We start from the raw sequence: 19,540 nt of genomic DNA on the forward strand, positions 1-19,540 counted from the left end.
CGGCGGCTGTGGCCATCGTTCAAGCATGAGCCTGTTTGGAGATGCTGCGGCGGAGGACTTCGCCACTGTGACCCGTCGCGCGGCACAGATCGGTGGGCCGGAGGCGGTCCTCGGTGCGGACGAGGTGTCCGCGTTCGTCGCCGAGCAACTCGCCGGCGCCGACCTGGACGGCCGCAGTGTGTGCGTCGTCGTCCCCGACGGCACCCGCAGCTGTCCGCTGCCGCTGCTGCTGTCGGCGGTGCACCGCGCCTTGACCGGCCGGGTGCGGAAGCTGACCGTGCTGATCGCCCTCGGCACCCACGCCGCCATGGGCGGGCGCGAGCTGGCCGCCCATCTGGGCTGCGCCGAGGGTGAGTTGGCGGAACGCTATCCGGGCATGGTGGTGCTCAACCACGCGTGGTGGGAGCCGGAGACCTTCGCCTCGCTGGGCACGATCCCGGCGGACCGCGTCGCCGAGCTGTCCGGCGGTCTGCTCCGCCAGGACGTCGACGTGCGGCTGAACCGGGCCGTGGTGGAGCACGATGCGGTCCTCGTGGTGGGGCCGGTGTTCCCGCACGAGGTGGTCGGTTTCTCCGGCGGCAACAAGTACTTCTTCCCGGGGGTCGCCGGGGCCGACATCATCGACCTGTCGCACTGGCTCGGCGCGCTGATCACCAGCTCGGAGATCATCGGGACCCTCGGCATCACCCCGGTCCGGGCGCTGATCAACGAGGCGGCGGCGCTGATCCCCAGCCGCCGGCTGGCGCTGTGCGTGGTCGCCCAGTCCGGCACCGGCGCGCTGCACGCCGTCTCCTTCGGGACACCGGAGGACGCATGGGCGGCAGCGGCCCGGGTGTCGGCGCAGACCCACGTCCGCTACCTCGACGCCCCGGTCCGCCGGGTGCTCTCGATCATGCCGACGAAGTACCAGGACATGTGGACCGCCGCCAAGGGCTTCTACAAGCTGGAGCCGGTGGTGGCGGACGGCGGCGAGGTCATCCTCTACGCGCCGCACGTGCGCGAGATCTCGGCGATGCACCCGGAGATCGAGCGGATCGGCTACCACTGCCGCGACTACTTCACCAAGCAGTGGGACCGGTTCAAGCACCTGCACTGGGGCGTCCTGGCACACTCGACGCACCTGCGCGGCACCGGAACCTGGGACGAGCAACTGGGCGAGCGGCTCCGAGTCACCGTCACCCTCGCCACCGGGATCCCCGAGGAGACCGTGCGGGCGGCGAACCTGAACTACCTGGACCCCTCCGAGGTGGATGTGGCGGCGCTGCGGGCCGATCCGGACACCCTGGTCGTGCCCGACGCGGGGGAGGTCCTCTTCCGGCTGCGCTGAGCGGTCGAGCCGCGCACCACCAGACGCGTCGGGAGCACCGCGGGTTCGGCGGTACGCGGCTGCGCGCCCCCGAGCACCGCGAGCAGCGTGCGCACGGCGTTCTCGCCCAGCGCCCGCAGCGGCGCCGCGACCGTCGTCAGTCCGGGCGTCACCAGGTCGGCGGCGAAGATGTTGTCGAAGCCCACCACGCTGAGATCCTGCGGCACCCGCACGCCGCGGGCCTGCAGTCCGCGGATCAGACCGATGGCCGTTTGGTCGTTGTAGGCGATCACCGCGCTGGTTGCCACGGGGTCGAGCGCCTGCGCGGCCTTCGCGCCCCCGGCCACGGTCGGTGGGCACGGGCCGACGCGGTGCACCGCGACCGGCAGTTGGGCCGACAGGTCGAGCAGCGAGCGCCAGCGCATGCCGTCCACCCAGGACGCCGCCGGGCCGGCGAGGTATGTCACGCTGCGGTGCCCGAGCCCGACCAGGTGGTCCAGGGCCAGCTGGACTCCGTGCGCGGTGTCGGCGACGATGCTCGGCACGTCGCTGACCGCCCGGTTGAGCACGACCACCGGACGCTGCTTGGCCACCATCCTGATCGCCGAGTCGGAGGTGCGGGAGCTGGCCAGGATCACCCCTTCCAGGGTCGGCAGCGCGCGGTCCAGAGCCTCCCGCTCCAACCGGTCCGACTCCTGGGCGTCCACGAGCAGCACCAGAAACCCGGCCTCCGCAGCCGCGGTCTGCGCGCCGCGGATGATCTCGGAGTAGAACGGGTTGGTGACGTCCGAGATCACCAGCGCGATCATCCCGGTGCGTCCGGTGGGTAGCGCCCGAGCCAGCGGGTTCGTCCGGTAGCCGAGTTCGGCGGCCACCTCCCGGATGCGCTGCGCGGTCTCGCCGTTGACCCGTCCCGGGCGGGAGAACGCACGCGACACGGTCGAGGCAGCCACCCCGGCGGCCCGCGCCACGTCGTAGATCGTCGGCGGGCGTTCGCGCTCGTCCATCCGGATGCTCCTCTCGGCACCGTGGCAGTGCGGACCGGCGCGCGGCAACTGATGGCAACCGCTTGCCATGTCGATTCTAGGTCTGCGTACCGTGAGCTCCACTGCCTTCCCCCAGGAGGACTTGATGACCAACGCGGCACTCGCCGTTCTCACCGGCCCTGACCGCGAGGCGGCCGACCTGGTCGGCGCGCTACTTCGAGGCGCCGCACCGCTCGGGGTCGCGTTCTCCGGCGGCGTCGACTCCTCGCTCCTGCTGGCCCTCGCCGTCCGAGCCCTCGGCCCTGAACACGTCGTCGCGGTGCTGGGGGTCTCCCCGAGCCTGGCCGCCGACGAACGCGCCGCGGCCCACCAGGTCGCGGCGCACATCGGCGCCAGGGTCGTGGAGGTCGCCACCCGCGAGGGCGAGAGTTCGGCCTACCGGGCCAACGGTCCGGACCGCTGCTTCCACTGCAAGGACGAGCTGTTCAGCAGGATCTCCGCCGAGGTCGTCCAGGAGCACGGTCTCGCGGCGGTCGCGTACGGGGAGAACGCCGACGACGCGCGACGCGCGGACCGGCCCGGCCAGCGCGCGGCGACCGCGCACCGGGTCCTGCGGCCGCTCGCCGAGGCCGGACTGGACAAGGCCGCAGTGCGCCGCCTGGCCCGCGCACTGGGCCTGCCCTGCGCGGACAAGCCTGCCGCGCCCTGCCTGGCCTCGCGGATCCCGCACTTCCAGGAAGTCACTCCGGCCAAGCTCGCCCAGGTCGAGCACGCCGAGCGGGCGCTGCGCGCGCTCGGCTTCACCGACTCCCGGGTCCGGCACCACGGCGGGACCGCCCGCATCGAACTGCCCCCGGCCGACCTCGCCCGCGCCGTCGCCGACCCGCTGCGCGCGACCCTCGTGCAGGCCGTCAAGGACGCCGGATTCGGCACCGTCACGCTCGACCTCGACGGCATCAGGTCCGGCGCCTTCACCCTCTCCGTGCTGGGGGCCGACCGTGGCTGAGAACTGGCAACCCCCGGCGCGGCTGGCCGAGTTCGCGGAACTCGACCACGACCGAGCGGCGCGGCGCGGCTATCCGGAGGCCGTCTACTGCGAGGGCAAGACGCCGGCCCAGGTCGCTGCCATCGCTGCCGCGGTCCGCGAGCACGGTACGGCCACCCTCTTCACCCGTGCCACGCCCGACCACGCCAAGGCGGTGCTCGCCGAACTGACGGACGCTCACCATGACCAGGACGCGCGGTTGCTGGCCTGGCCGCCCGAACCGCCGGCCGTCACCGGCGGCCTGGTGGTGGTGGCTGCCGCGGGCACCTCCGACCTGGCGGTGGCCCGTGAGGCACAGTTGACGGCCCGCTACCTCGGCCGGGCCACCGAACTCGTTGTCGACATCGGGGTGGCCGGTCTGCACCGCGTCCTCGGTCGGCTGGAACTGCTGCGCAGCGCGCGCGTGGTCGTGGTGGCGGCCGGGATGGACGGGGCGCTGCCCAGCGTCGTCGCCGGGCTGATCGCCGCACCGGTCGTCGCGCTGCCGACCTCGATCGGCTACGGCGCGGCGTTCGGCGGACTCGCGCCGCTGCTGGCGATGCTCAACGCCTGTTCGCCGGGCGTGGCAGTCGTCAACATCGACAACGGCTACGGCGCGGGCCACCTGGCGGCACAGATCGCCGCCCCCGCCTGAACCGTCGGCGGGTCAGCCCGAACGGGGCAGTTGCCCGCCGGCCACCAGGCCATCGGCGACGGCCGCCGCCACCGCGGCCTCCAGCACCGCACGCACCGGCACGCCCTGCTCGCCTGCGACCCGGGCGACGTCCTCGAACTCCGGGGTCGCCTGCATGATGAGGCCGCCCCGGTGCGCGACCTTGACCAGCAGGTGCGTGCCCAGCACCGCGACCTTCACCCAAGCACGCTCCAGCGCCGTCTTGCGCACGTCCGACTCACGCACGCCGATGGTGCTGGTCTCCTGGAAGACCAGCTCGCGCAGCTCGTCCGCGCGTCCCGCCGGCGCGAGCACGCACAGGGTGTGCGCCGGGCGGCCCTTCTTCATCAGGATGGGAACCAGCCAGGCGTCCGAGGCCCCGGCGGCAAGCAGCGAGGTGAGCACGCCCGGCCACACTCTCGGGTCGAGGTCGTCGACGTTCGCCTCCAGGACCACCTCGGTGCCGGCGTCGTCCCGAGCGGCCGTTCCGACCACCACCCGCACCACGTTCGGGCGCCCCGGCGTGTCCTTGGTGCCGGCCCCGACACCTGACGCTTCGACCCGCATCGGCGGCAACTCGCCGCACTCGGCGGCCAGGGCCGTCACCAGCGCCATTCCGGTCGGGGTGGCCAACTCGCCGTCACCGCCGGCGAGCACCTGCCAGCCCGTGGCGAGCTCCAGCACCGCCGGCACCGGAACGGGGATCTCGCCGTGCGCGGTCCGCACCCGTCCTGACCCCAGCGCCACCGCGCTGACGGTGAGTCGGCCGACCCCGAGGGCATGCAGGGCGGCGCAGACGCCGACGACGTCGGCGATCGAGTCCCAGGCGCCGACCTCGTGGAAGTGCACGTCGTCGGGGGCGATGCCGTGGACCCGTCCCTCGGCCCGTGCCAGCCGTGCGAACACCCGCAGCGACGAGTCGCGCACCGGCTCCGGCAGCTCCGCGCCCTCGATCGCAGCGCGGATCGACCGCCACGTGCGGTGCGGCGGATCCTCGACCAGCGGTTCGACGTCCACCTTGCTCGCTCGTAGGCCGGCCCGGGTCACCTCCGTACGTGACAGCCGCACCGCTCCGGGGACCACCGCCTCCGCCGCCGACACGACCTCGGCCAGGGGAGCTCCGGCGTCCAGCAGCGCCGCGAGCAGCATGTCGCCCGCGAGGCCCGCTGTGGCGTCCACCCACGCGAGCTTGGTCGGACTCTCCATCAATCCTTCTCCCTGCCAGGCGCGGACCGTACGACTCGCGGCTCAGCCTACGGGGGGTGTCTGCTGCGCGGCGGTGTGCAGGCCGGCGGTGGCGCGGACCCCGGCGGCACTGCCGCTCATGGGGCGGACCGCTTCGCGCAGTGCGGCCGCGAAGAAGTCGAGCGACTCCTCGACCTGCGGTAGCGGCGCGGTGAGATCGAGGTGCCCGTGCAGCATGCTGTCGGCGAGGTAGCTGGTGACCTGCACGCCGACCTCGTCCAACTGGCGGTGGAGCAGCTCTCCGGACGGGCGCAGGTCGTCGTAGCCCGACAGGACGAGGTGGGTCCGCGGTAGACCCGCCAACGGGGCGGTGCCGGGGAGCGCGTCCGTGGGCAGATCGGTGATCCTGCCCACGTAGCTGCGGACCATGTGCTCGATCCCCTGCGGTGCGAACCTCGCCAGCGCGGGCAGCGTGCTCATCTCCACCGCGGTCGCGGTGTCGAGCGCGGGGGCCGGGAAGTGCGTGAACGGGTAAGCGAGCAGGAGCGCGTCGGCCGTGCGATCGCCGTGGTCGCGGGTGCGCAGGGCGGTCGCGAGTGCCAGCGCCGCACCGGCGCTGGCACCGCCGAGGGCGATCGGGAGATCATCCGAGCCAGGAGGAAGGCCTGTGGTGCACAGCCACGACCAGGCCGCGTGCACGTCATCGAGCGGAACCGGGTAGCGGATGCCGTCGCCCGCCAGTCGGTAGCCCACCGACACCACGAACGCGTCGGCGCGCAGCGCGAGTTCCCCACTGACCCGGTGGGCCTCGGGCATCTCCAGGTCGCCCCCCGTGAAGCCGCCGCCGTGGACCCAGAGCAGGGCGCTGGTGGCCGGTCGGCGGATGGGGCGGTAGGTGCGCACCGGGACGGGGCCGTGCGGGCCGGGAACGCCGGTGTCGCCCACAGCGACGTCCGGGCTGGTCCAAGGCTCCGGGCTCTCCCGGTGCTGCGCGAGCTCCCGCAGCCGTTCCCGGATCTCCTGCTCCGAACGAGCGCCCGACATGACGTCGGCGAGGGCGCGGATGTGCTCGTCGTAGTACGGGTTGATCGGCATGGCCGCCCCTCCTGGCTCTGTACCGCTACGGGCGCATCGAGGTTCCGCCGTCGACGCACAGGACCTGGCCGTTGACCCACTCTGACAGGTCCGAGAGCAGGAAGGCCACCGTGGCGCCGATGTCCTCGGGCTTCCCGTGTCGCGGGGAGGGCGTGCCGGTGAGGATCATGTCCCGGAACTCCTCGGGCAGGTTCAGCTTGGTCGCCTCGGTGAGGACCAGGCCCGGCGCCACCCCGTTGGAGCGCACCCCGTCCTTTCCGTACCGGCGCGCGACGTGCCGGATGAGCGCACCGATGCCTGCCTTGGTCACGGAGTAGGCCACCTTGTCCGGCATCCCCGCGTACACGGCGCCGGAGAGGGTGTTGACCACCGACCCGCCACCGCCCGCGATCATGTGGGGGAGCGCGTGCTTCAACGTGAGCAGATAGCCGGTGAGGTTGACGTCGATGGTTCGCTGCCAGGCCGACAGCTCGATGTCGATGACGTTCGTGTCGCGGGCCACCTCGTCGGGGTGGATGTTGGCGGCGACGTTGAACAGGCCGTCGATGCGGCCGTACTCCTTGACCGCGAGGTCGATCTGGCGCTTCACCTGGTCTTCGTTCGAGATGTCCAGCGCGATCGCGAGGCCTTCGCCGCCCGCCTCCCGGGCGACCTGCACCGTGCGCTCGGCCGCCGCTTCGCTGATGTCGCCGACGATCAGCTTCGCACCCCCGGCGCCGAGGTAGCCGGCGGTCGCCGCGGCGAGGCCGCCCGCGCCGGCGAAGACGATGACCTTGTCCTTGAGTCCGTCCATGAATGGTCTCTCCTTCTGGAATGTCGTCACGGGGATCCCGCGAGGCGGGTCCCAGCGGTCCCGGCCCCCGCTCACGCGCGTGGCAGGGCGCGCCCGGGGCCGGGACCAGGGGTTGGGGGTACTGCTCGGTCGTGGTGACCGGAGGTCAGGAGGTGGCCGCGGCCTGCCCGGCCTCGACCTCGTCCATCCGCTTCATGCGCGGCATCAGGAACGTGGCGGCCGCACCGACGACGCCCACACCGACGAACAGCCAGTAGGCGTTGGTGAAGCTGGCGTCGCTGTAGAACTGGATGCCCCGCACCGAGTGCGCGTTCTGGGCCAGCACCACGTAGGCGAGCTGGGTGATGAACGCTCCGATGAGGCCGCTCACCATGCCCTGGGCGCCGTTGCCGAGCGCCTGCTCGGCGGGCTTGACCGCGCTGATGACCAGGATCGGGCTGGCGGTGATGATCAGGCCCATGCCGACGCTGCCGGGGAGCCCGAAGAACATGATCTGGTTGGCGGTGTGGTGGTAGACGGCGGTGATCGCCATGCCGACGGCGAAGAGTGCGGAGCCGGCGGCGAGCAGGAGCCGTGGGTCGTGGCGCCGGGCGAGCGAGCCTCCGTACACGGCTGTCGCCAGCATGACCACGCTGCTCGGCAGGCCGATGACGGCGTAGTGGGTGGCGGTGAAGCCGAGCCCGGCGGAGACGCGCGGGATGTGCGGCATCAGCGCGAGCAGGTATCCCACCGTGCCGACGGACATGGCCGAGGAGACCAGGGAGGTGACGATGATCATCGACCAGACCGGACGGCGCCGGAGCAGGGTGACCGGGAACACCGGGTGGGCGACCTTGCCCTCGACGAAGAGGAAGGCGACGATCGCGGTCAGTCCGCCGATGATCAGGCCGAGCACGCGCCCGCTGGTCCAGCCCCAGCTGGTGCCCTGGCCCAGACCGTAGACAGCGGCCGTCAGGCCCGCACCGAGCAGGAGACCGCCGATCCAGTCGAACGGCTTGCGGGGCTCGCGAACCGGGCTCTCGGGGATGAAGACGAGCAGCATGACCAGGGTGAGCGCGGTGATGCCGACCATGGCCCACAGCGACCCGCGGTACCCGGCGGAGTCAAGGATCCACGCGGACATGAACGGACCGATGAAGCCCACCAGCGCGACACCGCCGGCCAGCGCTCCGCTGGCCTGCCCGACCGACCGCTTGGGGAACACGTCGCGGGTGATCGCGTAGGTCAGTACCGCGGCTCCGGAGTAGACACCGCTGATCGCACGGCCGAGGACGAGCACCGGGTAGTCCGTGGCGACCGCGGCGATCAGGTCACCGACGATGGCCACGCCGGCGACGATCATCATGACGCGCCGCTTGCCGTAGATCGTGGCGGCCCAGTAGATCGCGGGCGCCACGAGGATGCTGAGGAGGCTGGGCGCGAGCGAGAACCAGGCGATCTGGGTGGTGCGGAAGTGGGTCGCGATCTGGGCGGTGCTGTTGCCCGCGAGCAGGGCGATGAGCGAGCTGCTGTGGGCGGCCCAGACCATGCACACGAGGGCGACCGTCAGGCGGGCGCCGAGTCTGGATGCACTCCCTGTTGCCGGGGGCGCGGTGGTTTCGGTGGTCACGTGGGGGTCCTCCGATGCCGATGCTATGGGACGCGCCGTTTTGGGCCGGCGGTGAACGTGATGCCGCGGTCTGGCCGCGGGGGCGGGGGGTCGTGCCTGAGGGCGAGGCGGCGACGATCCGTCGAGCGGGGCTCTTCGGTGGGGTAGGCCGAAGACGGGCCCGTGTCACTAATACGTGTTAGTGGAGTGGCCCAAAAGCTAGTCGCCTGATCGGATATCGGCAAGACATCGATGCGTCACGAGGTAGTAACGCAGAAAACTCTCAGCTGTGGTCAGTGTTGCGGAGTCGTTACGGCACCCGGCCTTGCCCGGCTCGGGCGCCAGGTGGGTAGGGTGGCGGCGTAGCGTGAACTAATGCGTATTAGTTCACTGGCCCTGCTTTGGCGCAGCACGCGAGGCGCGCAGGGACTTCCCCTTCGACGACTGGAGTCACCATGCTGCGTCCCCAAGACGGACCGACGCGCGAACGCAAGTCGCTGAACGGTCTCTGGGCCTTCCGGCTCGACGCCGTCGGTGACGGGCGCCGGCACGGCTGGTGGCGGTCGGCGCTGCCGCAGGCGCGGCAGATGCCGGTGCCGGCGAGCTACAACGACGTCGTCCCGGACCAGTCCGTGCGCGATCACGTCGGGGACGCCTGGTACCAGACCGGGGTGCGCATCCCGTCCGCCTGGGCCGGGGAGCGGATCGTGCTGCGCTTCGACGCGGCCACCCACCGGGCGGTGGTCTGGGTGGATGACGTTCAGGTCGCCGAACACGAGGGCGGGTACACGCCGTTCGAGGCCGACATCACCGACCACGTCCAGCCCGGCGAGGAGGCGCGGGTGACGGTGGTCGTCAACAACGAGCTGACCTGGAGCTCGATCCCCCCGGGCGAGATCGAGGACGGGCCCGGCGGGCGCACGCAGAACTACTTCCAGGACTTCCTCAACTACGCCGGCCTCAACCGGTCGGTCTGGCTCTGCCGGACCCCGCGCACGCACATCACCTCCGTCAACGTCGAGACCGGCCTGGACGGCGCCGACGGTCTGATCCACTACACGGTCGAGCACACCGGGGCGCAGGACGTCTGCGTGGTCGTGCGTGACGCGGAGGGTCACGAGGTCGCCTCCGGCTCGGGGGCACAGGGCCGGTTGCGGGTGGGCGACGTGCACCGCTGGGCTCCCGGCGACGGCTACCTCTACCGGCTGGAGGCCCGGCTGCACGAGGCCGGGAGCGCGCTGGTGGACAGCTACGCGCTGCCCGTGGGCGTGCGCACCGTCGAGGTGCGCGGCACCCGGTTCCTCATCAACGGCGAGCCGTTCCACTTCAGGGGCTTCGGCAAGCACGAGGACACGGCGGTGCGCGGGCGCGGCCACGACGACGTGCTCATGGTCCACGACTTCGAGCTGATGAAGTGGGCCGGCGCCAACTCCTTCCGCACCGCCCACTACCCCTACGCCGAGGAGGTGCTCGACTACGCCGACCGCAACGGCATCGTCGTCATCTCCGAGACCGCGGCCGTCGGCCTCAACGTGCAGATGTCGACGTCGCCCAGCCGTACGGTGACCCAGACCTACTCCGAGCAGGCGATCGGCTCCGCCACGCAGCAGACCCACTTGCAGGCGGTGCGGGAACTCATCGCCCGGGACCGGAACCACCCCAGCGTGGTGTTGTGGAGCATCGCCAACGAGCCCGAGTCCGGGGTGCCGGAGGCACGCGACTACTTCGCTCCGCTCTTCGCCGAGGCGCGCAAGCTCGACCCGACCCGCCCGGTGGGCTTCGCCAACGTGATGATGGTGTCGGCCGACCGCTGTCTGGTCACCGAGCTGGCGGACGTGGTCATGGTCAACCGGTACTACGGCTGGTACGCGTTCATGGACGACCTGCCGGCCGCGGAGGCGGCGCTGGAGGCCGACCTGCGGGCCTGGGCCGACCGGCACGCCAAGCCGATCCTCGTCACCGAGTACGGCGGGGACACCCTCGCCGGCCTGCACTCGTTGCTCGACGTGCCCTGGTCGGAGGAGTACCAGTCCTCGCTCCTCGCCATGTGCCACCGCGTCTTCGACCGTGTCGACGCAGTGGTCGGCGAGCACATCTGGAACTTCGCCGACTTCGCGACCCGCCCCGGACTGATCCGTGTGGACGGCAACAAGAAGGGCGTCTTCACGCGGGACCGCCAGCCCAAGGCCGCCGCCTTCGCCGTCCGCCGCCGCTGGCGCGGCGAGGCGTGAGTGGCGCCGGCACAGGGGTGGTCCGCACCATGAAAGCTCTGCAGAGAGGCACACGATGATCCGCACACCGTTCAACGAGGGCTGGCAGGCTCGCGAGAAGGTCAACCGCTTCCTGGAGATGGGTGGGATCGCTCCCGCCTACCAGGACGTCCGGCTGCCGCACGATGCCATGATCGGGCGCCGCCGAGACCCTGCCGCGGGCGGCGCGAGCGGTTTCTTCCCCGGTGGGGTCTACGAGTACCGGAAGTCCTACACACCGCCGGCCGACCTCCGGGACCAGCGGGTGCTGCTGGAGTTCGAGGGCGTGTACCGCGACGCCATGGTGTACATCAACGGTGCTTACGCCGGCCAATGCCCCTCCGGCTACACCGCTTTCACCGTCCGCGCCGACTCCTTCCTGCGGTTCGGGGAGGAGAACGAGATCCGCGTGGAGTGCCGTGTCCACCAGGACTCCCGCTGGTACTCGGGTGCGGGCATCCACCGCGACGTCCACCTGGTCGTCGGTGGCCCGGTGCGTCTCGCGCTCGACGGGGTGCGGGTCACCACGCGGGACGCCGACGCGGGGAGCGCGGTCGTGGAGCTGTCCGCCGTGGTCGAGAACGACGGGCTCCGGCCGGTCAGCCTCGACGTGAGCGTCGGCATCCAGGACGAGGAGGGTGGGCAGGTTGCCTCCGGCAGTGTCCCCGTCACCGTGCTGCCGGGGGAGCCGGCGACCGTCCGCCAGCGCCTGTACGTGCGTGATCCCGCCCTGTGGAGCCCTGAGCGCCCTGCGCTCCACACGGCCTCCGTCGTGCTCGTGTCCGGGGACGAAGCCGTCGACCAGGACCGCGTCGTCTTCGGCATCCGCACCCTCCAGCTCGATCCGGAGCACGGGCTGCGCATCAACGGCGAGAGCGTCAAGCTGCGCGGCGCGTGCATCCACCACGACAACGGCGTGCTGGGCTCGGCCGCCTTCGCCCGAGCCGAGGAGCGCCGGGTCGAACTGCTCAAGCAGGCCGGCTTCAACGCGATCCGCAGCTCCCACAACCCGCTCAGCCGGGTCATGCTGGACGCCTGCGACCGGCTCGGCATGCTGGTCATGGACGAGGCCTTCGACATGTGGACCGTGCCGAAGTCGGATTTCGACTACGCGCTCTCCTTCCCCACCTGGTGGGAGCACGACATCGAGGCGATGGTCCGCAAGAACGCCAACCACCCCAGCGTCGTCCTCTACTCGATCGGCAACGAGATTCCCGAGGCCGCCACCCCGCACGGCGCGGTGTGGGGGCGTCGGATCGCCGAGAAGGTCCGTTCCTTGGACGACACGCGGTTCGTCACCAACGGCGTCAACATTCCGCGCGCGGCGATGATGGCCGCCGTGATGGCCGCGCAGGGGCGTCTCGCGGGCGAGTTCGACACCCTCGGGCCCAACGCGATGATGGTGGCCGTGAGCGAGGCCATCCGCGAGAGCGCGGCGTCCGAGCTGGTCACCGGTCCGACCGCCGAGTCCTTCGGGGTGCTGGACGTGGCGGGGATGAACTACATGGAGCTGCGCTACGAGGTCGACCGCGAGCTCTTCCCCAATCGCGTGATCGTGGGCACCGAGACGCACCCCACGCGGATCGACGAGCTCTGGCGGCTGGTCCTGGACAACAGCCACGTCATCGGTGACTTCACCTGGACCGGCTGGGACTACCTGGGCGAGGCGGGTGTCGGCCGGGTCAAGTACGCCGACAGCGAGTCGGAGACGGGGCAGGTCGCGGGGATCGCCGGCGCCTATCCGTGGCTCACCGCCTGGGTCGGTGACATCGACATCACGGGGTGGCGGCGCCCGCCGTCCTACTACCGGGAGACCGTCTTCGGTCTGCGGGCCGAGCCGTACATCGCGGTGCACCGGCCCGAGAACCACGGCCGCCGACTGGTCGCCGGGCCGTGGTCCTGGCCGGAGGTGGTCCCTTCGTGGAGCTGGGACGGCTCCGACGGTGAGCCGATCACCGTCGAGGTCTACAGCGATGCCGAGGAGGTCGAGCTGTTGCTGGACGGCGTCCCGCTGGGACGCGCTGCGGCGGGCGAGACCAACGGGTTCCGGGCCGTGTTCGAGACCGTCTACCGGCCGGGCGAGCTCGTCGCGGTCGCCTACCGCGACGGCAAGGAGCACGGACGCAGCAGCCTCGTCTCGGCCACCGGGCCGCTCGGGCTCGCGGTTCGGCCCGACCGCGGGCAGATCGGCGCGGACGGGGGCGATCTCGTCTTCGTCTCCATCATGCTGACGGATCATCAGGGGAACGCCAGGCACGACGTCGACCGTCCGGTGACCGTCGACGTCGAGGGGCCCGCCGTGCTGCAGGGGCTCGGCAGCGGTCGCCCGGCCACCGAGGAGCCGTACACCGCCCCCGTCCACACCACCTACGAGGGCCGTGTGTTGGCCGTTGTCCGGGCCACCGGTCCCGGGGAGATCACCCTCAGGGTCAGCGCCACGGACTGCGAGCCCGTGGCCGTGGTGGTGCAGGCCCGGTAGCCGGGCGGTACGGACGGCGGCGCGGGCGCCGAGGACGGAAGTCCTCGGCGCCCGCGCCGCCCCCGTTTCAACGCAGTGCGTTCCGGCGCGCGATCGCGCCCAGGTGGCGGGCGCTCTCCTTGACCGTGCGGTGCTGGGTGGCCCGGTCGACGGCGATCAGCCCGAACTTCGGCCGATAGCCGTGCATCCACTCGAAGTTGTCCAGTGCTGACCAGTGCAGGTAGCCGCGCACGTCGATGCCCTCGGCCAGCGCACCCTCGACGCCCTCCAGCGCCGACTGGATGAACTCGACCCGGCGCTCGTCGTCGTCGGTGGCGAGACCGTTCTCCGTCACCATCAAGGGCAGGCCCGCGGCGGCACAGCGGCGCAGTACGTTGCCCAGGGCCTGCGGGTAGAACTCGTATCCCATCTGGGTGAGTTCGGCACCCTCGGGTGCCGCGGCGACCCCGTCCGGCCCGACTCGGATCCGCGAGTAGTTCTGCACGCCGAGGAAGTCGTCGCCGGCCATGGCCGGCAGGAAGTCCTCGAACAGCTCCGCCCAGGTCTCCGCGGCGAGCCTCTCGCCGCCGGGCAAGGTCTGCACGTCCTGGAGGGCGAGGGTGAGGCCGACCTCGGTGTCCGGGCTGACCTCCCTGATCACCTGGCGCGCCGCAGTGTGGGCGCGGGTGATGATCTCGAAGGCCGTGTCGCTGAAGGAGAAGAGGAAGACTCCCGCCATGTCCGGCGGTGCGGTGGCCGACCGGGCCGCCTCCGGGTTCTCGGCGCTGACGTCGGCGGCCCGCGCGTCCAGGCCGACGGGAGCCTGCTCCACCGCAGGGCGACGGCCCTCGCCGCCGCCGGCGATGATGCGGCGGATGACCCGGCCGATGTTGGCCTCGTTGATGGTGCACACGTAGGGGATCAGATCGCCGAGTTCGCTCATCACCGTGCGGCAGTAGGCGGCGAACCTGTCGGGGGTGCCCTCGTACTCCCAGCCGCCGAGCCGCTGGAGCCAGCTCGGGCTGCTGAAGTGGTGCAGCGTCACCACGGGTGTCATTCCGGCGTGGTGGCAGGCCTGCAGGACCTCGCGGTAGTGCGCGAGGGCAGTCTGTGAGACCTGCCCGTCCACGGGCTCCACGCGGGCCCACTCGATCGAGAACCGGTAGCTGTTGAACCCGAGCCCGGCCAGCAGCGCGATGTCCTGCCGGAAGAGCCGGTAGTGGTCGCACGCCTCGCCGCTGGGCTGGGCGAAGGGCGAGTTCGCGGCGTGTTCCAGCGCCCAGAAGTCGCTGTCGACGTTGTCGCCTTCGACCTGGTGGGCGGCGGTCGCCGCGCCCCACAGGAAGCCGTCGGAGAAGGCCATGGATCACGCTCCTTGCAGTGCCGCACCGGCGCTGGGCGGCAGCTGGGTTTCGCATACTAATGCGTATTAGTAGGGTGGACCTCAAGGCTAACGAGCCGTGCGTGCAACGGCAACGCGCCACTCGTCACAAGGGCGCAACGCGGTCTGCCGGTCGGGCTCTGCCGGGCACCTATCATGGCGACGCAGCTCAACCAGCGGATTCGAGGGGACGGACCGGACTGATGACACGACCCGCGAAGCGGGCGACCAGCGTGGATGTCGCGCGAGCCGCCGGGGTCTCACAGACCACCGTCAGCTTCGTCCTCAACAACAAGCCCGGACAGACGATCCCGGAGGAGACCCGACGGCGGGTCCTGGAAGCGGCGAAGCGCCTGGACTACCGTCCGCACGCCTCCGCGAGGGCGCTGGCGGCGGGGCGCAGTGACATCGTCCTCTTCTCGATGCCCTACCTGCCGATCTCCGTCAGCGCCGGCCGCTTCGCCGAGGAGTTCGCGACGGCGCTGGCCGGGCACGGGCTGACCATGGTGGCCCACCTGGCCGGCGTGCACGGGCGGTCGCTCGCCGACGTCTGCGCCAGCGTCGACGCCTCGGCGCTGGTCGGACTGGAGGAGTTCGCCCCCGACACCGTGTCAGCCCTGCGCCGCGTCGGCGTGGCGGCGGTGTTCTCGCTCGGTGGCGGTTCCGCCGTACCGGACCGGCTCATCGGGCGGCTCCAGGCCGAGCACCTGATCAGCCGCGGGCACCGGCGGCTCGGCTACGCCCTGCCGGGCCAGCGAGCCCCCCGGCGGATGGCGACCGAGCGGCTGCTCGGCATGGAGGAGGCCTGCACGGATGCGGGGTGCGCACCACCGGCGGCTCTGACGGTGGACCTGCTGACCACGGACGCCGCGCGGGCGGTGGCCGAATGGCAGGCCCAGTCGGTGACGGCCGTGGCCGCCTACAACGACGAGACGGCGCTGGCCGTTCTCGCGGGCGCACGCGCCCGGAACCTGACGGTCCCCGGCGAACTGGCCGTCATCGGCGTCGACGACATCCCCACCGCCACGCTCGCCGTGCCGCCGCTGACCACCATCGCCTTCGATCTGTCCCACGCGGCGCGGCACGCCGCCGAGGCGGTGGCGGCCGCGCTTCGGGGCGGGGAAGCGCAGCAGCCTGAACTCGCCTCGCGACCGCACGTGGTGGAGCGTGACTCGGCCTGACACGGAGCCGGTGCGCCGCCATCGACGACGCACCGGCGACCGGAGCGCGTGATCAGAGAGCGGCGAACCGGGCCTCGATCTCGGCGAGGATCTCCTCGTTCCGCAGGATGGCCAGGGCCTCGCGGACCGTGGTCGCGGGGTTGACGTTGGAAGAGGTGCCGGCAGCCATCAGCTCGGCGACCTCCGGCCGCCAGGCGACGATCACCTCGGTGATCACCTGCTGGGCCTCGGGTCGGTCGGAGACCTCGCGCATCGTGCTGTCGAGGGTGAGCGGTCCGCGCGGCGCAGTGTCGCCGCCGAACGGCACGCTGCGGCGGTGCGTGCCGGACCCGACCGTCTCGACCGGACGGCCGGGCAGGTCGAGGTCGGCGAAGGTGTTGGCCGGGACGACCGCCTCGACGGTCAGGGTCCCGTCCGCCAGCGACCACCCGCAGGAGGCGAGCCCGTAAGGGGTGCGCAGCCTGGCGCTCGCGCTGGTCAGGCCACCACCGGGGCGCGGGGCCAGACGCAGCCTGCGATAGCCGGGGGCGGCAGGGGCCACCCCCGCGACGACCCGGTGCAGCCAGTCCGCGACCGCCCCGAAGGCGTAGTGGTTGAAGGAGGTCATGCCGCTGGGGTTGACCGTGCCGTCGGGCAGCAGGCTGTTCCACCGTTCCCAGGTGGTGGTCGCCCCGCTGACGACCTGGTAGAGCCAGGAGGGGCAGTCGCGCTGCAGCAGCAGCCGGTAGGCCACCTCGGTGGCACCCGCGTCGGTGAGCGCGTCGCAGATCAGCGGGGTGCCGACGAAACCGGTGCCGATCTTGTACCCGCCGCCGCGCACCAGATCGGCCAGCCGGCTCCCCGCGTGGCCACGGGCACCCTCGTCGGAGACCAGGCCGAACCTCAGCGCGAGTGCGTAGGCGCTCTGGGAGTCGGACAGCAGGCGGCCGGACGGCGTGACGTACTCGTCGCGGAACGCGGCACGAACGCGCGCGGCGAGCGTGCCGTACTCCCGTGCCTCCTCCCGCTCGCCGAGGACCTCGGCCGCACGGGCCACCAACTCGGCGGACCGTGCGAAGTAGGCGGTCGCGACGATCTCGGGGTAGGTCTTCGCGAGGTCCGAGCGGTCACCGGGCACGGTCGGGTCCAGCCAGTCGCCGAACTGGAAGCCCGTGTCCCAGAGCAGGCTCTCCCCGGCGAGGGAGCGCTGCTTGTCGACCCAGGCGCGCATGCTCGGGAACTGCGACGCCAGCAGCTCACGGTCGCCGTAGCGCTGGTAGGCGGTCCAGGGCACGGTCACTGCCGCGTCTCCCCAGGCGGCGGCTGCGGTGGGCGGGCCCATGACATTGGGGACGGTGAACGGCACGATGCCGTCGTCGCTCTGCTCCATGGCGAGATCGGCGAGCCAGGAGGCGAAGAAGCCGGAACTGTCGTACAGGAAGGCCGCGGTGGGAGCGAAGGCCTGGAGATCGCCGGTCCAGCCGAGCCGCTCGTCGCGCTGCGGGCAGTCGGTAGGTACGTCCAGGAAGTTGCCGCGCATGCTCCAGACCACGTTCTCGTGCAGTCGTTCAACCAGGGGGTCGGAGCACTCGAACCAGCCGGTCCGCTCGAAGTCGGTGTGGCAGACGACGGCGACGGCGTCCTCGACGGGGCCGGTCACTTCGGCGTAGCGGAACCCGTGGAAGGTGAAGCGCGGCTCCCAGACCTCGGCAGCGCCGCCGCCGAGCAGGTAGGTGTCGGTGGCCTGCGCCGTGCGCAGCGGTGCGGTGCAGAGCTCGCCGTCCTGGAGCACTTCGGCGTGGCGCAGGGTGACGCGCTCACCCGCGCTGCCCCGGACGGTGATCCGCAGCCGGCCGACCAGGTTCTGCCCGAAATCCAGGATCGTCGCGCCGGAGGACGAGACCGTGGTGGCGACCGGCGTCAGGAACTCGGTCCGGCGCACCGGAGGGCTCATGGCCGCGAACAGCGTGGTCAGATCGTGCTCGACGACCAGCGCCTCCTCCCAGCCCGTGTCGGTGAAGTCGGCCGTGGACCAGCCGGGCCGCTCCAGCCGGGCATCGTGCTGCTCGCCGTCGTAGAGGTCGCTGGAGAGCACCGGGCCGGTCGAGGCGGTCCAGGAGCGATCGGTGACGATGCGTTCGACGGTGCCGTCCTGGTAGGCGAGTTCCAGCTGGGCGAGGAAGGCGGTCCGGTCGCCGTAGAGCGCGCGCTTGCCCTCGAAGCCGAGGCGCCCCCGGTACCAGCCGTCGCCGAGGGTGGCGCCGATGCAGTTCGGCCCCTCGACGAGCAGCCCGGTGACGTCGAAGGTCTGGTAGCGCAGCCGCTGCTGGTAGGAGGTCCAGCCGGGGGCCAGCACGTGGTCGCCGACCACGGAGCCGTTGAGCTCCGCCTCGTACACGCCGAGCGCCGTTGCGTACAGTCGCGCGGACCGCAGGCCCGGCCGCACCTGGAACTCCCTGCGCAGCAGTGAGCCTTCGCCGGGGCTGACGAAGACCGCGCTCCAGTCGTCGGTCCGCAGCAGCGCCGCCTCGACGTCCGCACGGGCCCAGTCGGTCCACTCGCCGTCCGGCCCGGCCACCCGGACGCCGACGGTGACCCGCTCGCGGGATTCGAGCGGTGCGAACGGCCACTCGACCAGGACGGACTCCGCCGACTCCACCCGGACCACCTCACCGCGTGCCTCGATCTCGTAGGCGCGCTGGGTCCAGTTCGGTGTGGTCGTCTCGGTGATCCAGGACAGCCGGGGGCGGGCCACGCCGACGCCGACCGGGTCGCGCAGGTACTCGAAGGTCAGGTGGGTCGCACTGGTGGACATGGGATGCCTCTTCTGCAAGCTTCGCGTGGAGTGGTGGCCGCTGTCGCGCGGCGGGCTGCCGTGATGGCGCTGTGAGTGGGCGTCGTCGTCTGCAGGGACGCGCGCTACCATGAAACACGAATCGTAATACGGATTTCAATGCTGCGAGAGGGGAGCCCGTGACGGCGACCAGCGCGCGAGGGCCCTACGCGAAGACGGCGGCGATCAAGCGACGGATCGTCGAGGCCTGCGCCGAAGCCTTCGGCGAGACGGGCTTCCACGGCGCGACCATGAAGGACATCGCCCGGCGGGCCGGCACCAGCTACACCGGACTGCTGCACCACTTCGCCCGCAAGGAGGACCTGCTCGCCGCGGTACTGGAGCTGCGTGACGAGCGCAGTACGCACTACCTCCGGTCCGCCAGTGCCCTCGATCCGAGCCACAACCCCGTCGAGGCCCTGGACGGCCTGCTCGCGGTGATCCTGGAGAACGAGCTCCAGCCGGGCTTGATGGAACTGCACTGCGTCCTGTCGGGCGAGGCGACCTCGCCCGGTCACCCGGCGCACGGCTACTACGCCGATCGGTACCGGATGCTCCGGCAGTTCTACGCAAGGGCGTTCCGAGCCCTGGCCGACCGCGGTGAGCTGCGCTCCACCGCCGATCCCGAGGAACTTGCGGCGATGACCGTCGCGCTCGTCAACGGCCTGCAGGCGCAATGGCTCCTCGACCGGGAGGGGGTGCGGTTGGAGTCGACGATCCGTGCGTTCCTGACCTCAGTGGTCCCGGCGCTCGGCGAGCTCCCGCAGGACATCGGGAGCGCGGCGAAGGCGGGGACGCGGAGCTGACGG

General features: G+C 71.6%; 14 protein-coding genes. 7 read left to right on the forward strand and 7 right to left on the reverse strand.

Going from position 1 to position 19,540, the window contains the following annotated elements:
- Window positions 1-25 precede the first annotated feature (25 nt).
- On the forward strand, window positions 26-1,327 hold the full coding sequence (locus FHX73_RS30060; RefSeq protein WP_145909036.1) for a lactate racemase domain-containing protein: 1,302 nt from the start codon (window positions 26-28) through the stop codon (window positions 1,325-1,327).
- Here FHX73_RS30060 and FHX73_RS30065 read toward each other — a convergent pair.
- Window positions 1,228-2,313, reverse strand: a complete 1,086-nt coding sequence (locus tag FHX73_RS30065; RefSeq protein WP_145909037.1) for a LacI family DNA-binding transcriptional regulator — start codon at window positions 2,311-2,313, stop codon at window positions 1,228-1,230. The genes FHX73_RS30060 and FHX73_RS30065 overlap by 100 nt on opposite strands.
- A 124-nt stretch (window positions 2,314-2,437) precedes the next feature.
- Between FHX73_RS30065 and larE the strand changes: the two genes are divergently transcribed.
- Both larE and larB read left to right on the forward strand, forming a co-directional pair.
- Window positions 2,438-3,298 carry an ATP-dependent sacrificial sulfur transferase LarE gene (gene larE, locus FHX73_RS30070; protein WP_145909038.1) on the forward strand — a complete coding sequence of 287 codons (861 nt, stop codon included), beginning with the start codon at window positions 2,438-2,440 and terminating at the stop codon, window positions 3,296-3,298.
- Window positions 3,291-3,971, forward strand: a complete 681-nt coding sequence (gene larB / locus FHX73_RS30075; RefSeq protein ID WP_170305137.1) for a nickel pincer cofactor biosynthesis protein LarB — start codon at window positions 3,291-3,293, stop codon at window positions 3,969-3,971. Before larE ends, larB begins: the two co-directional genes overlap by 8 nt.
- A 12-nt stretch (window positions 3,972-3,983) precedes the next feature.
- Here larB and larC read toward each other — a convergent pair whose 3' ends face one another.
- The 4 genes from larC to FHX73_RS30095 form a co-directional block, all read right to left on the reverse strand.
- Window positions 3,984-5,195 (reverse strand): nickel pincer cofactor biosynthesis protein LarC, encoded by a 1,212-nt coding sequence (gene larC / locus FHX73_RS30080; protein ID WP_145909039.1) that lies wholly within the window; start codon window positions 5,193-5,195, stop codon window positions 3,984-3,986.
- Between the two features lie 42 nt (window positions 5,196-5,237).
- Window positions 5,238-6,269, reverse strand: coding sequence for an alpha/beta hydrolase fold domain-containing protein (locus tag FHX73_RS30085; RefSeq protein ID WP_246213953.1), 1,032 nt, complete (start codon window positions 6,267-6,269; stop codon window positions 5,238-5,240).
- A gap of 25 nt (window positions 6,270-6,294) precedes the next feature.
- Window positions 6,295-7,062, reverse strand: a complete 768-nt coding sequence (locus tag FHX73_RS30090; RefSeq protein WP_145909040.1) for an SDR family NAD(P)-dependent oxidoreductase — start codon at window positions 7,060-7,062, stop codon at window positions 6,295-6,297.
- A 145-nt stretch (window positions 7,063-7,207) separates the two neighbouring features.
- Window positions 7,208-8,671, reverse strand: coding sequence for an MFS transporter (locus FHX73_RS30095; RefSeq protein WP_145909041.1), 1,464 nt, complete (start codon window positions 8,669-8,671; stop codon window positions 7,208-7,210).
- Window positions 8,672-9,105: 434 nt separating this feature from the next.
- On the opposite strand from FHX73_RS30095, the gene uidA reads away from it, so the two are divergent.
- Together uidA and FHX73_RS30105 are read left to right on the forward strand one after the other, a co-directional pair.
- A complete protein-coding gene (gene uidA / locus FHX73_RS30100; protein WP_145909042.1) occupies window positions 9,106-10,881 on the forward strand; it encodes a beta-glucuronidase in 1,776 nt (591 codons plus the stop codon).
- 55 nt (window positions 10,882-10,936) lie between these two features.
- On the forward strand, window positions 10,937-13,378 hold the full coding sequence (locus FHX73_RS30105) for a glycoside hydrolase family 2 TIM barrel-domain containing protein (protein ID WP_145909043.1): 2,442 nt from the start codon (window positions 10,937-10,939) through the stop codon (window positions 13,376-13,378).
- Window positions 13,379-13,445: 67 nt separating this feature from the next.
- Here FHX73_RS30105 and FHX73_RS30110 read toward each other — a convergent pair whose 3' ends face one another.
- Window positions 13,446-14,720, reverse strand: a complete 1,275-nt coding sequence (locus FHX73_RS30110; protein ID WP_145909044.1) for a glycoside hydrolase family 1 protein — start codon at window positions 14,718-14,720, stop codon at window positions 13,446-13,448.
- Window positions 14,721-14,941: 221 nt separating this feature from the next.
- Here FHX73_RS30110 and FHX73_RS30115 point away from each other — a divergent pair, with 221 nt between their 5' ends.
- Window positions 14,942-15,919, forward strand: a complete 978-nt coding sequence (locus tag FHX73_RS30115; RefSeq protein ID WP_145909045.1) for a LacI family DNA-binding transcriptional regulator — start codon at window positions 14,942-14,944, stop codon at window positions 15,917-15,919.
- A gap of 52 nt (window positions 15,920-15,971) precedes the next feature.
- On the opposite strand, the gene FHX73_RS30120 is transcribed toward FHX73_RS30115, so the two are convergent.
- Complete coding sequence (locus tag FHX73_RS30120) at window positions 15,972-18,713, reverse strand: alpha-L-rhamnosidase (protein ID WP_145909046.1); 2,742 nt, start codon at window positions 18,711-18,713, stop codon at window positions 15,972-15,974.
- 158 nt (window positions 18,714-18,871) lie between these two features.
- Between FHX73_RS30120 and FHX73_RS30125 the strand changes: the two genes are divergently transcribed.
- Window positions 18,872-19,537 carry a TetR/AcrR family transcriptional regulator gene (locus FHX73_RS30125; RefSeq protein WP_145909047.1) on the forward strand — a complete coding sequence of 222 codons (666 nt, stop codon included), beginning with the start codon at window positions 18,872-18,874 and terminating at the stop codon, window positions 19,535-19,537.
- Window positions 19,538-19,540 lie beyond the last annotated feature (3 nt).

Source organism: Kitasatospora viridis, from assembly GCF_007829815.1.
GTDB classification, from domain to species: Bacteria; Actinomycetota; Actinomycetes; order Streptomycetales; family Streptomycetaceae; genus Kitasatospora; species Kitasatospora viridis.

What these genes read in the sequence shown, in the direction of transcription:
- FHX73_RS30060 (WP_145909036.1), top strand. Translation starts at nt 26, where the DNA reads ATGAGCCTGTTTGGAGATGCTGCGGCGGAGGACTTCGCCACTGTGACC.
- FHX73_RS30065 (WP_145909037.1), bottom strand. Translation starts at nt 2,313, where the DNA reads ATGGACGAGCGCGAACGCCCGCCGACGATCTACGACGTGGCGCGGGCC.
- larE (WP_145909038.1), top strand. Translation starts at nt 2,438, where the DNA reads ATGACCAACGCGGCACTCGCCGTTCTCACCGGCCCTGACCGCGAGGCG.
- larC (WP_145909039.1), bottom strand. Translation starts at nt 5,195, where the DNA reads ATGGAGAGTCCGACCAAGCTCGCGTGGGTGGACGCCACAGCGGGCCTC.
- FHX73_RS30085 (WP_246213953.1), bottom strand. Translation starts at nt 6,269, where the DNA reads ATGCCGATCAACCCGTACTACGACGAGCACATCCGCGCCCTCGCCGAC.
- FHX73_RS30090 (WP_145909040.1), bottom strand. Translation starts at nt 7,062, where the DNA reads ATGGACGGACTCAAGGACAAGGTCATCGTCTTCGCCGGCGCGGGCGGC.
- uidA (WP_145909042.1), top strand. Translation starts at nt 9,106, where the DNA reads ATGCTGCGTCCCCAAGACGGACCGACGCGCGAACGCAAGTCGCTGAAC.
- FHX73_RS30105 (WP_145909043.1), top strand. Translation starts at nt 10,937, where the DNA reads ATGATCCGCACACCGTTCAACGAGGGCTGGCAGGCTCGCGAGAAGGTC.
- FHX73_RS30110 (WP_145909044.1), bottom strand. Translation starts at nt 14,720, where the DNA reads ATGGCCTTCTCCGACGGCTTCCTGTGGGGCGCGGCGACCGCCGCCCAC.
- FHX73_RS30115 (WP_145909045.1), top strand. Translation starts at nt 14,942, where the DNA reads ATGACACGACCCGCGAAGCGGGCGACCAGCGTGGATGTCGCGCGAGCC.
- FHX73_RS30120 (WP_145909046.1), bottom strand. Translation starts at nt 18,713, where the DNA reads ATGTCCACCAGTGCGACCCACCTGACCTTCGAGTACCTGCGCGACCCG.